This window comes from Streptomyces sp. SAJ15, assembly GCF_007595705.1.
Classification (GTDB): domain Bacteria; phylum Actinomycetota; class Actinomycetes; order Streptomycetales; family Streptomycetaceae; genus Streptomyces.
Map to the genome: position 1 here is coordinate 111,188 of NZ_NISY01000016.1, position 12,364 is coordinate 123,551.

The 12,364-nt window shown below is 75.2% G+C and carries 9 protein-coding genes; all 9 read left to right on the forward strand.

Annotated features, from left to right (window positions below; translation table 11 throughout):
• The first annotated feature begins 12 nt into the window (after positions 1 to 12).
• The 9 genes from CD790_RS29945 to CD790_RS29985 all read left to right on the forward strand — a co-directional run bounded on the left by CD790_RS29945 (position 13) and on the right by CD790_RS29985 (position 12,130).
• Positions 13 to 780, forward strand: a complete 768-nt coding sequence (locus CD790_RS29945) for a TetR/AcrR family transcriptional regulator (protein ID WP_144386502.1) — start codon at positions 13 to 15, stop codon at positions 778 to 780.
• A gap of 144 nt (positions 781 to 924) precedes the next feature.
• Entirely contained in the window at positions 925 to 1,731 is an 807-nt protein-coding gene (locus CD790_RS29950; protein ID WP_144386503.1) for a TIGR03084 family metal-binding protein, read from the forward strand.
• Positions 1,732 to 2,210: 479 nt separating this feature from the next.
• Positions 2,211 to 3,902, forward strand: coding sequence for an acyclic terpene utilization AtuA family protein (locus CD790_RS29955; protein WP_186319303.1), 1,692 nt, complete (start codon positions 2,211 to 2,213; stop codon positions 3,900 to 3,902).
• On the forward strand, positions 3,899 to 5,497 hold the full coding sequence (locus tag CD790_RS29960) for an acyl-CoA carboxylase subunit beta (protein WP_144386505.1): 1,599 nt from the start codon (positions 3,899 to 3,901) through the stop codon (positions 5,495 to 5,497). The genes CD790_RS29955 and CD790_RS29960 overlap by 4 nt, the downstream gene beginning before the upstream one ends.
• Positions 5,498 to 5,507: 10 nt before the next feature.
• Positions 5,508 to 7,658: a biotin carboxylase N-terminal domain-containing protein gene (locus tag CD790_RS29965; RefSeq protein ID WP_144386506.1), complete on the forward strand. Its 2,151-nt coding sequence runs from the start codon at positions 5,508 to 5,510 to the stop codon at positions 7,656 to 7,658.
• A 53-nt stretch (positions 7,659 to 7,711) separates the two neighbouring features.
• Positions 7,712 to 8,875, forward strand: coding sequence for an acyl-CoA dehydrogenase family protein (locus tag CD790_RS29970; protein ID WP_144386507.1), 1,164 nt, complete (start codon positions 7,712 to 7,714; stop codon positions 8,873 to 8,875).
• 120 nt (positions 8,876 to 8,995) lie between these two features.
• The gene (locus tag CD790_RS29975; RefSeq protein WP_144386508.1) at positions 8,996 to 10,630 is read left to right on the forward strand and encodes an AMP-binding protein; all 1,635 of its coding nucleotides are present in this window, start codon (positions 8,996 to 8,998) and stop codon (positions 10,628 to 10,630) included.
• Between the two features lie 88 nt (positions 10,631 to 10,718).
• The gene (locus tag CD790_RS29980; RefSeq protein ID WP_144386509.1) at positions 10,719 to 11,498 is read left to right on the forward strand and encodes an enoyl-CoA hydratase family protein; all 780 of its coding nucleotides are present in this window, start codon (positions 10,719 to 10,721) and stop codon (positions 11,496 to 11,498) included.
• Positions 11,483 to 12,130, forward strand: a complete 648-nt coding sequence (locus tag CD790_RS29985) for a TetR/AcrR family transcriptional regulator (RefSeq protein ID WP_260868001.1) — start codon at positions 11,483 to 11,485, stop codon at positions 12,128 to 12,130. Before CD790_RS29980 ends, CD790_RS29985 begins: the two co-directional genes overlap by 16 nt.
• The last annotated feature ends 234 nt before the right edge of the window (positions 12,131 to 12,364 follow it).

Below are 12,364 nucleotides of genomic sequence, written 5' to 3' on the forward strand. Positions count from 1 at the left end.
GATGACCGGGAGATGACCACCGAACACAGCGGAAGCGGCGATGTGTCCCGCAGCCTGGAGCTGCTCTGGGGCACCGGAGAGCGAGCCACCCGCGGCCCCAAGCCCGGGCTCGACCTGTCCCGGATCGTGGCCACCGCCGTGCGGATCGCCGACGCCGAGGGCCTGGCCGCCGTCTCCATGCGCCGGCTCTCCACCGAGCTCGGCGTCGGCACGATGTCGCTCTACCGCTACATCCCCGGCAAGGCCGAGCTGCTCGATCTGATGATCGACCACGTCAACGGGGTCGGCGCCGGGCCCGAGGAGGCGCCGCCGGGCTGGCGCGCCACGATGGAGCACGTGGCGCGCGGCATCTGGGACCTCTACCACCGCCACCCCTGGCTGATCCACGTCGACCAGGGCCGCCCCATCCTCGGTCCCAACGCCATGGACGGGTTGGAGTTCGCCATGCGCGGCCTGGACGGGATCGGTCTCGACGACCGCGAGATGATCAATGTGCTCGTGGTCATCGACGGCTTCGTGAGCGGCGTCGCCCGCAGCTTCCTCAACGCGGCGATGGCGGAGCAGCGGACGGGTGTCAGCACCGAGGAGTTCTGGAGCGCCCAGGCGCCGGTGCTGGAGAAGGCCATCAACTCCGGGCGCTATCCGGTCCAGGCCAGGATGACGATGGACGCCTTCGCCGGCACCGGCGAGGAGGTCTTCGAGCTGGGGCTGCGCAGCCTGCTCGACGGCCTGGAGGTGGTCATCGCCGGTCGGGCGCAGGGTGGACGGCGCGACGCCTGAGCGCGCCCGCACCCCCGACTCCCCCTCGCGCAAGCTGAGTTCGCGCGGCCGAAAATCATGCAAGCACGCTTGATTGTTTCCCGTTCCGGTGCCACCCTCGGCTCCCGGTGAGGTCCGCGCAAGGCCCTACGAGGGGAGCGAGCGTTGTCCCAGGCACACGTCGTACTCGGTGATCTCCGGGACGAGAGCGAGGAGTTGGACGCTCTCGTGGTGGCGGCCGGGGAGGAGGCGTGGACCACGGCGACACCCGCCCCCGGCTGGACCGTCGGCCACCAGATCGCCCACCTCGTCTGGACCGACGAACGGGCCGTGCAGTCGGTGACCGACCCGGACGGGTTCGCCCGGGACGCCGCGGAGGGGCTCGCCATGGCCGACGTCTTCGTGGACCGGGCGGCCCGGGAGATCGCCCGGGCGAGCCCGGCTGAGCTGCTGCGGCGCTGGCGGGCGAGCCGGTCCCGGGTCCAGGAGGCGCTGGCCCGGGTGGCGCCGGGCGTCCGGCTGCCGTGGTACGGGCCGCCGCTGAGCGCGGCGGGGATGGCCACCGGTCGGATGATGGAGACCTGGGCGCACGGCGAGGACATCGCGGACGCGCTGGGCGTACGCCGCGCGCCGACCGGGCGGCTGCGACACGTGGCACGGATCGGGGTGCGCGCCCGGGACCACGCCTTCGCCACGCACGGACTCACCCCGCCCGCCGAGGAGTTCCGGGTCGAACTCGCCGCCCCCGACGGGGAGCTGTGGGCGTACGGCCCCGAGGACGCCCGCCAGCGGGTCACCGGCCCCGCCCTGGACTTCTGCCTCCTCGCGGTCCAGCGCGCCCACCGCGCCGACCTGGCGCTGCGCGCCGAAGGGCCCGACGCCGAACGGTGGTTGGACATCGCCCAGGCGTTCGCCGGCCCGTCGGGCGAGGGCCGGGCGCCCTCCGGCGCCGCGCCCGGGACCCCCGCGTGACCTCGCCGCGGCCGTTGCCGGCGGGGCCGGCGGGGCCGGCGGGGCCGGCGGGGCCGGCGGGGCCGGCGGGGCCGGCACGGTCGTCGCGGTCGTCGCGGTCGTCGCGGTCGGGAGACCCCGACGCGGGGTCCGAGCCGGGGCGGGCGGGGGGAGCGGCGGGATACGCGGACCCCGGGCCGATCGCGCGCCGCGCCTCGCGGCCGGCGCCGTCCGCGGGCGCGCCGAAGTCCCCGGGCCCCGGGCCCGCGGTGCGGAGCGACCCGCGGGCGGGCGGCGTCTTCGAGCGGGGCCCGAAGGCGCCGCGCTTGTCCGGCGGCCCGCCGCCCTCGGGTCCCGGGCGCCCGACCCGGGGCGTGCCGCCGTCACGGGGCGCCTCGCCGCCGTACGCGCGGCCGCCGGCCGACGGTGAGCCGGCGTACGCGACCTCGCCCGCGGAGGGGCCCTCCTCAAAGGGGCGGGCGGCCGACGCCGTCCGCCCGCTGCGGATCGGCAACGCCTCCGGCTTCTACGGCGACCGCTTCGACGCGCTGCGCGAGATGCTCACCGGCGGCCCGCTCGACGTGCTGACCGGGGACTACCTCGCCGAACTGACCATGCTCATCCTCGGCCGGGACCGGCTGAAGGACCCGTCCCGCGGCTATGCGACCACCTTCCTCGCCCAGTTGGAGGAGGGGCTGGGACTCGCCGTGGAGCGCGGGGTGCGGATCGTCGCCAACGCGGGCGGCCTCAACCCGGCCGGACTGGCCGACGCGGTGCGCGCGCTGGCCGACCGGCTCGGCATCCCGGTGCGGGTCGCGCACGTCGAGGGCGACGACCTGCTGGCGCGCGGCGGCTGGGGGCGGGGCGTGCTGAGCGCCCACGCCTATCTGGGCGGGGCCGGGATCGCGGCCTGTCTCCGGGCCGGGGCGGACGTCGTGGTGACCGGCCGGGTCACCGACGCCGCGCTCGTCACCGGCCCCGCCGCCGCGCACTTCGGCTGGGCGCCGGACGACTGGCACGCCCTGGCGGGCGCGGTCGTCGCCGGGCACGTGCTGGAGTGCGGGGCCCAGGCCACCGGCGGCAACTACGCCTTCTTCCGGGAACACCTCCCGGACCACGACCTCCGCCGCCCCGGCTTCCCGCTCGCCGAGCTGTACTCCGACGGCTCGGCGGTCATCACCAAACACCCCGGCACCGGCGGCGCGGTCACGGTCGGCACCGTCACCGCCCAACTGCTCTACGAGACGGCCGGCGCGCGCTACGCCGGGCCGGACGTCACCGCCCGGCTGGACACCGTGCGGCTGACCCGGCAGGGCCCCGACCGGGTGCGCGTCGACGGAGTGCGCGGCGAGCCCCCGCCCCCGGAGCTCAAGGTCGGCCTCAACCGGCTCGGCGGCTGGCGCAACGAGGTCACCTTCGTGCTGACCGGCCTGGACATCGAGGCGAAGGCGGCGCTCGTGCGAACACAGATGGACGACGCGCTGTCCCGCCGCCCGCCCGCCGAGACCCGCTGGACCCTGGCCCGCACCGACCACCCCGACGCGGCCGTTCAGGAGGAGGCGTCCGCGCTGCTGCGGCTGGCCGTCCGCGACCCGGACCCGGACGCGGTGGGGCGGGCCGTCAGCGGCGCAGCCGTGGAGCTGGCCCTCTCCGGCTACCCCGGCTTCCACCTCACCGCCCCGCCCGGCAAGGGCGCCCCGTACGGGGTCTTCGAGGCCGCGTACGTCGAGGCCGGTGCCGTGCCGCACACCGCGGTGCTGCCGGACGGGGAGCGCGTCGCCGTCGCCCCGGCCCCCGACCACCGGCCGCTGCTCGCCGTCGACGAGCCGCCGCTTCCCCCGCCGCCGCCGCCCGGACCCACCCGCCGCGCCCCGCTCGGCCTGGTCGCCGGGGCGCGCAGCGGCGACAAGGGCGGCTCGGCCAACGTGGGCGTCTGGGTCCGCGACGAGGACGCCTGGCGCTGGCTCGCGCACACCCTCACCGTGGACCGCTTCCGGGCGCTGCTGCCGGAGACGGCACCCTTCGCCGTCGTCCGTCATGTGCTGCCGAACCTCCGGGCGCTGAACTTCACCGTCGACGGGCTGCTGGGCGACGGCGTCGCCGCACAGGCCCGCTTCGACCCGCAGGCCAAGGCCGTGGGGGAGTGGCTGCGCTCCCGCCACCTGGAGATACCGGAGGTGCTGCTGCCATGACCGTCCTGGCCTCCGCGCTGGACCCGGCGAGCCCCGACCACGCCGCCCGCCGCGCCGCGATGCTCGACCGGCTCGCCGAGATCGACGCCGAACACGCCAAGGCGCTCGCCGGGGGCGGCGAGAAGTACACGACCCGGCACCGGGAGCGCGGCAAGCTGCCGGCCCGCGAGCGGATCGAGCTGCTGCTGGACCCCGACACCCCGTTCCTGGAGCTGTCGCCGCTCGCCGCCTGGGGCAGCGACCACTCCGTCGGCGCCTCCGTCGTCACCGGCCTCGGCACCGTCGAGGGCGTCGAGTGCCTGATCACCGCCAACGACCCGACGGTGCGCGGCGGCGCCAGCAACCCCTGGACGCTGAAGAAGGTGCTGCGCGCCAACGAGATCGCCCGCGCCAACCGACTGCCGCTGATCAGCCTGGTGGAGTCCGGCGGCGCCGACCTGCCCTCCCAGAAGGAGATCTTCATCCCCGGCGGGGCGCTCTTCCGCGACCTCACCCGGCTCTCCGCCGCCGGCATCCCCACCCTGGCCGTCGTCTTCGGCAACTCCACCGCCGGCGGCGCGTACGTCCCCGGCATGTCCGACCACGTGATCATGGTCGCCGAGCGGGCCAAGGTCTTCCTCGGCGGCCCGCCGCTGGTGAGGATGGCCACCGGGGAGGAGAGCGACGACGAGTCGCTGGGCGGCGCGGAGATGCATGCCCGCACCTCCGGGCTGGCCGACTACTTCGCGCTGGACGAGCTCGACGCGCTGCGCCAGGCGCGCCGCGTCGTCGCCCGCCTCAACTGGCGCAAGGCACACCCCGATCCGGGCCCGGCCGAGCCGCCGACGTACGACCCGGAGGAACTGCTGGGCATCGTGCCCGCCGACCTCAAGGCCCCCTTCGACCCGCGCGAGGTCATCGCCCGGATCGTCGACGGCTCGGACTTCGACGAGTTCAAACCGCTGTACGGGCCGAGCCTGACCACCGGATGGGCGCGGCTGCACGGCTATCCGGTGGGCGTCCTCGCCAACGCGCAGGGCGTGCTGTTCAGCCAGGAGTCCCAGAAGGCCGCCCAGTTCATCCAGCTCGCCAACCAGCGTGACATCCCGCTGGTCTTCCTGCACCACACCACCGGCTACATGGTCGGCAAGGAGTACGAGCAGGGCGGCATCATCAAGCACGGCGCGATGATGATCAACGCGGTGGCCAACTCCCGCGTCCCCCATCTGTCCGTCCTCATCGGCGCCTCCTACGGCGCCGGCCACTACGGCATGTGCGGCCGCGCCTTCGACCCCCGCTTCCTCTTCGCCTGGCCCAGCGCCAAGTCGGCCGTGATGGGACCACAGCAGCTCGCCGGGGTGCTGTCGATCGTCGCCCGCGCCTCCGCCGCCGCCAAGGGCCGACCGTACGACGAGGAGGCCGACGCCGGGCTGCGCGCCATGGTGGAGCGGCAGATCGAGTCCGAGTCGCTGCCGCTGTTCCTCTCCGGACGGCTCTACGACGACGGGGTCATCGACCCCCGTGACACCCGCACCGTGCTGGGGCTGTGCCTGTCCGCGATCCACACCGCACCGGTCGAGGGCGCCCGCGGCGGCTTCGGCGTCTTCCGGATGTGAGGGGACCATCGTGATCTCTTCCGTACTCGTCGCCAACCGGGGCGAGATCGCCCGTCGGATCTTCCGCACCTGCCGCGAGCTGGGCATCGCCACCGTCGCCGTCTACTCCGACCCGGACGCCGGGGCGCCGCACGTGCGGGAGGCCGACGCGGCGGTGCGGCTGCCGGGCGCCGCGGCCGCCGACACCTACCTCCGCGCCGACCTGCTGGTGAAGGCGGCGCTCGCGGCGGGCGCCGACACCGTCCACCCCGGCTACGGATTCCTCTCCGAGAACGCGGAGTTCGCGCGGGCGGTGACCGCTGCCGGGCTGCGGTGGATCGGGCCGCCCGCCGAAGCGATCGAGGCCATGGCCTCCAAGACCCGCGCCAAGGAGCTCATGGCCCGGTGCGGGGTGCCGCTGCTCGCCCCGCTGGATCCGGAGCGGATCACCGCCGAGCGGCTGCCGGTGCTGGTCAAGGCCGCGGCGGGCGGCGGCGGGCGCGGGATGCGCGTGGTGCGCGAGCTCGCGGCGCTGCCCGCGGAGGTCGCCTCCGCCGCCGCGGAGGCCGCGGCCGCCTTCGGGGACGGCGAGGTCTTCGTGGAGCCGTATGTGGAGCGCGGCCGCCATGTCGAGGTGCAGATCCTCGCCGACGCCATCGGCACCACCTGGGCGCTGGGCACCCGCGACTGCTCCCTCCAGCGCCGCCATCAGAAGGTGATCGAGGAGGCCCCGGCGCCGGGGCTGGCCGAGGAGCTCCGCGAGACGCTGCACGGCGCGGCGGTGGCGGCGGCGCGCGCCATCGGCTACGTGGGCGCGGGCACCGTCGAGTTCCTCGTGACGGCCGACGGCCGGCCGTACTTCCTGGAGATGAACACCCGGCTCCAGGTCGAACACCCGGTGACCGAGGCGGTGTTCCGCCTCGACCTGGTGGCGCTGCAACTGCGGATCGCGGAGGGCGAACCGCTGCCCGCGGCACCGCCGCCGCCCGCCGGGCACGCGGTGGAGGCACGGCTGTACGCGGAGGACCCGGCGCGCGGGTGGGCGCCGCAGGCGGGGCCGTTGTACGCGCTCTCCGTGCCGGGTGGCTCGGCCGGGGGCGGGGGCGGGGGCGGGGGCGGGGGCGGGAGCGGTGTGGGCGCTGGTCCGCAGGGGCCTCCGGGGCAGGGGTCTGGACCGTATATTTACGGGGGATCGCCCCAACACGCGGTGGCTGAGCGCTCTTTCCCCACAAATATACGAAAGCGTCCAGACCCCTACCCCTGCGGCCCCGGCTCCCCGCCGTCGCCGGCCGCGGCGCCGCGGGTCGACGCCGGCTATGCCGACGGGGACGTGATCGGCACCCACTACGACCCGATGCTGGCCAAGGTCGTCGTCTGGGCCCCCACCCGTGCCGAGGCGGTGCGCCGGCTCGCGCACGCCCTGGAGCGGGCCCGTATCCACGGCCCGGTCACCAACCGCGACCTCCTCGTCCGCTCGCTGCGCCACCCGGACTTCCTGGCCGCCCGGGTGGACACCGGCTTCTACGGCCGGCATCTGGCGGAGCTGACCGCCCCGGACGCCGACGACCGGCCGGTCCGGCTCGCGGCGCTGGCCGCCGCGCTGGCGGACGCCGCGGGGCGGGGACGCGCCGGCGGACTCCCGGCCCGACTCGGAGGCTGGCGGAACCTCCCCTCCCAGCCGCGACGCAGGAGCTATCGCCATGAGCCCGGCGGGGACGAGTATGAGGTCCGTTACCGCGTGACCCGCCGGGGGCCGATGCCGGAGGATCTTCAGGGGGTAGCGGTGGTCGGCATCGCGCCCGAGGGGGTCACCCTCGAAGTCGACGGTGTGACGAGGCGCTTCTCCATCTCGGCGTACGGGGACCGGGTGTACGTGGACACCGCCACCGGCTCTTACGCCCTCACCGCCCTGCCCCGCTTCCCCGACCCCGAGGACCGCGTCGAGCCCGGCTCGCTGCTGGCGCCCATGCCGGGGGCCGTGGTGCGGATCGCGGAGGGTCTGGCCGAGGGGGACCGGGTGACGGCCGGGCAGCCGCTGCTGTGGCTGGAGGCCATGAAGATGGAACACAAGATCACCGCACCCGCCGACGGCGTCCTCGCCGCGCTGCACGCGACCCCCGGCCGGCAGGTCGAGGTCGGCGCGCTGCTGGCGGTGGTGGTGCCGGAGCGAGCCGAGACGTGAGGCGCCCACGGCGCCGCCCCGTACAGCGCCACAGCAACCGAGGAGGAGCCATCGTGAGCATCAGCATCGGCATCACCGAGCACAACGACCTCCGCACCGCCGTCGCCGCCCTCGGCGCGCGCTACGGCCGCGACTACTTCCTCACCAGCACCCGCGAGGGCGGGCACACCGACGAACTGTGGGCCGAAGCCGGCAAGCTCGGCTTCATCGGCGTCAACCTGCCAGAGGCGTACGGCGGCGGGGGCGCGGGCATCGCCGAGCTGGCGATCGTCCTGGAGGAGCTGGGCACCGCCGGCTGCCCGCTGCTCCTGCTGGTCGTCTCGCCCGCCATCTGCGGGACCGTGATCGCCCGCTACGGCACCGAGGAGCAGCGGCGGCGCTGGCTGCCGGGCATCGCCGACGGCCGCATCCGGATGGCCTTCGGCATCACCGAGCCGGACGCCGGCTCCAACGCGCACCGGATCACCACCACCGCCCGACGGGCCCCGGACGGCGGCTGGCTGCTCACCGGCCGCAAGGTGTTCGTGTCCGGGGTGGACGCCGCCGACGCCACGATGATCGTCGGCCGCACCGCGGACGCCCGCACCGGCACGCTGAAGCCCTGCCTGTTCATCGTGGAGCGCCAGACCCCCGGCTTCTCCCACCATCGCATCCCGATGGAACTGACCGCTCCGGAGAAGCAGTTCGAGCTGGTCATGGATGAGGTGCGGCTGCCCGCGGACGCGCTGGTGGGCGACGAGGACGCGGGGCTGGACCAGCTCTTCGCCGGGCTCAACCCGGAGCGGGTCATGACGGCCGCCTTCGCCATCGGGCTGGGCCGCTACGCGCTGGGTCGGGCGGTGGAGTACGCCCGCACCCGTCAGGTGTGGAAGCAGCCCATCGGCGCCCACCAGGCCATCGCCCACCCGCTGGCGCAGGCCCATATCGACCTCGAGCTGGCCCGGCTGATGACGGAGAAGGCGGCCCGACTTTTCGACGCGGGCGACGACGCGGGCGCGGGCGAGGCCGCCAACATGGCGAAGTACGCGGCGGCGGAGGCGGCGGTGAAAGCCGTCGACCAGGCCGTGCACACCCTCGGCGGCAACGGTCTGACCACGGAGTTCGGCCTGGCCTCGCTGGTCACGGCGGCCCGGGTGACCCGGATCGCGCCGGTCAGCCGGGAGATGATCCTCAACTATGTGTCGCACCAGACGCTCGGGCTCCCCAAGTCGTACTGAGCACATCGCGTCTGGCGAGTGCGCGCCGCTTGCGCGAAACGGCCGGGACGGTCCATACACAGCCTTACGAAAGCGCCGTATCCGTCGACCGTCGAACCGCCGACACCCGAGGAGCGAGCCATGGTGTTCCGGAGCGATTACCCCGCCGTCCCGCCCGTCGATGAACCCATCCACGACGCCGTACTCGGCCGCGCCGCCGAGTACGGCGAGCGGCCCGCGCTGATCGACGGGCTGGACGGCACCGTCGTCAGCTACGCCCGGCTCGACCACCACACCCGCCGCATCGCCGCCGCGCTCGCCGACGCCGGGGTGCGCAAGGGCGACGTGGTCGCGCTGCACAGCCCCAACTCGGTCGTCTACCCGATGGTCTGTTACGGCGTCACCCGCACCGGCGCCGCCCTCACCCCCGTCCATCCGTTGGCCACCGCCGCCGAGTTCGCCGCGCAGCTGCGCGACTCGCGGGCGACGTGGATCGTCACGGTGGCCGCGCTGCTGGAGGTGGCCCGGCAGGCGGCCGAGCAGGTGGGCGGGGTACGGGAGATCTTCCTCTGCGACCGGGCGCCCGGCCACCGGTCGGTACGGGACATGCTGGAGAGCACCGCCCCGGAGCCGGTGGTGGAGATCGACCCGGGCGTGGACATCGCCGTGCTGCCCTACTCCTCGGGCACCACCGGAGTGCCCAAGGGCGTGATGCTCACCCATCGCAGCATCGCCACCAACCTCGCGCAGCTCAACGCCGTGATCCCCGCCGAACCCGACGACAGCCTGCTGGCCGTGCTGCCGTTCTTCCACATCTACGGACTGACGGCGCTGATGAACGCCCCGCTGCGCAACGGCAGCAGCGTGGTCGTGCTGCCCCGCTTCGACCTGGAACAGTTCCTCGGCGCCGTCGAGAAACACCGGGTGACCGCGCTGTATGTGGCCCCGCCCATCGTGCTGGCGCTCGCCAAGCACCCGGCCGTACCCCACCACGACCTCTCCTCGCTGCGGTACGTGATGTGCTCGGCCGCGCCGCTGGACGCCGAACTGGCGGCGGCCTGCGCCCGCCGGCTGGACATCCCACGGGTGCTCCAGGCGTACGGCATGACCGAGCTGTCGCCGTCCTCGCACTGCGTGCCCCGGTACGCCGAGGAGGTGCCGCCCGGCACGGTCGGCAAGCTGCTGCCCGACACCGAGATGCGGATCGTCGCGGTGGACGGCGGCGGACGCGAGCTGGGCGTCGGCGAGACCGGGGAGCTCTGGCTGCGCGGCCCGCAGGTGATGAAGGGCTATCTGGGCCGCGCCTCCGAGACCGCCGCCATGGTGGACGCCGACGGCTGGCTGCACAGCGGCGACGTCGGCCGGATCGACGCGGAGGGGTGGGTGTACATCGTCGACCGGGTCAAGGAACTGATCAAGTACAAGGGCTACCAGGTCGCCCCCGCCGAACTGGAGGCCGTCCTGCTCGGCCACGAGGACGTCGCGGACGCCGTCGTGGTCGGCGTGCCCGACGCCGACGGCAACGAGATCCCCAAGGCGTACGTCGTGCCCCGCCCGGGGGCCGAGATCGGCGAGGCCGACCTGATCACCTATGTCGCCGGGCAGGTGGCGCCGTACAAGAAGGTCCGTCGCCTGGAGTTCACCACCGTCGTGCCGCGCTCCGCCGCCGGCAAGATCCTGCGCCGCGAGCTGCGCGCCCGGGAGCGCACGATCAGCGAGGTGACCTGTGATGTGACGGGCGACGCGACCAGCGAGGGGAGCCCGATGGCTCCGTAAGCGCCGCCGTCCCCTCGCCGTCCCGCCGCCGGCGCGCCCCGTCGCGCCGGCGGTGCCCGTACACCCGAGAAGGGAGTCCGACCACCCCATGACCGACGCCCCGGCCCCGTCCCCCGACGCCGCCCCCACGCCGCTCGTGCGGACCACGCACGAGCGGGGGCTGACCACCCTCACCCTCGACTCGCCGCACAACCGCAACGCGCTCTCCGCCCGGCTGGTCGCCGAGCTGCGCGCGGCGCTGGCGGCGGCGGCCGAGGACCCGGCCACCCGCGCGGTGCTGCTCACCCACACCGGCAACACCTTCTGCGCCGGTGCCGACCTACGAGAGCCCCGCCCCACCGGCCCGCTCGACCTGGTGGCGCTGCTGCGCGCCATCGTGGAGCTGCCCAAGCCGGTGCTGGCCCGGGTGACCGGTCACGTCCGGGCGGGCGGGCTGGGGCTGCTGGGCGCCTGCGACATCTCGGCGGCCGGGCCCGCCGCGAGCTTCGCCTTCACCGAGGCCCGGCTGGGGCTGGCCCCGGCGGTGATCTCGCTGCCCCTGCTGCCGCGCCTGGACGCCCGGGCCGCCGCCCGCTACTACCTCACCGGGGAGCGCTTCGACGCGGCGGAGGCGGCCCGTATCGGCCTCGTCACCTTCGCCGACGGCGACCCGGACCAGGCGCTGGCCCCGGTCCTGGACGGGCTCCGCCGGGGCTCCCCGCAGGGCCTGGCCGCCTCCAAGCGGCTGACCACGGAGGGGGTGCTGCGCGCCTTCGACCGGGACGCGGAGCGCTACGCCGAGCGGTCGGTGGAGCTGTTCGGCTCCGCCGAGGCGGGCGAGGGCATGCGGGCCTTCCTGGAACGGAGGGACCCGTGGTGGACGGAGTGAGGGCCACCGCGCCGGGCGGCCGCACGGCGAGCCCGCCCAAACAGGACCGCAGCCGGGCCACCCGGCGGCGGCTGCTGTCCGCGGCCGTGGCCTGCCTGGCCGAACACGGCTGGGCGGGCTCCACGGTCGCGGCGGTCGCCGAGCGGGCCGGGGTCTCCCGCGGGGCGGCGCAGCACCACTTCCCGACCCGCGAGGACCTCTTCACGGCGGCGGTGGAGCAGGTCGCGGAGGAACGGCAGGAGGCGCTCAAGGCCCTGGCCGCCAAGCTGCCGCCGGCCGGCTCCGTCGCCCGCACCCGCACCATCGTCGAGGCCCTCGTCGACCTCTACACCGGCCCGCTCTTCCGCGCCGCCCTCCAGCTGTGGGTCGCCGCCTCCCACGAGGAACAGCTGGCCGCCCGCGTCGCCGCCCTGGAGGCCCGGATAGGCCGCGAGACCCACCGCACGGCCCTGGAGCTCCTGGGCGCCGACGAGGGCGTCCCCGGCGTCCGCGAGACCGTCCAGGGCCTGCTCGACATGGCCCGCGGCCTCGGCCTCGCCAACCTCCTCACCGACGACACCCCCCGCCGCACCCGCGTCATCACCGAGTGGTCCCGCCTCCTCGACAGCGCCCTGACCCCACCCCCGCCCTGACCCCACGACGGCGAGAAGCCCGACGTCGGACCCCGGCGGTACCGAACGGCCACAACCGGCTGGGGCGGGGGGTGCGCCGCGCACCGCGCGCCGCGCACGGGGGTCGGGGTCGTGGGGGCGGCAGGCCCCCACATCCCGCCGCGACGGCGAGAACCCCGACGGCGGGGCCCGGCGGTGCCGAACGAGCCGCAACCGGCTCGGGAACGGGGGTGCGCCGCGCCGCGCGCCGCGCAC

Coding starts and splice junctions, on each gene's coding strand:
- CD790_RS29980 (WP_144386509.1), top strand. CDS start 10,719: ATGACCGACGCCCCGGCCCCGTCCCCCGACGCCGCCCCCACGCCGCTC.
- CD790_RS29975 (WP_144386508.1), top strand. CDS start 8,996: ATGGTGTTCCGGAGCGATTACCCCGCCGTCCCGCCCGTCGATGAACCC.
- CD790_RS29945 (WP_144386502.1), top strand. CDS start 13: ATGACCACCGAACACAGCGGAAGCGGCGATGTGTCCCGCAGCCTGGAG.
- CD790_RS29960 (WP_144386505.1), top strand. CDS start 3,899: ATGACCGTCCTGGCCTCCGCGCTGGACCCGGCGAGCCCCGACCACGCC.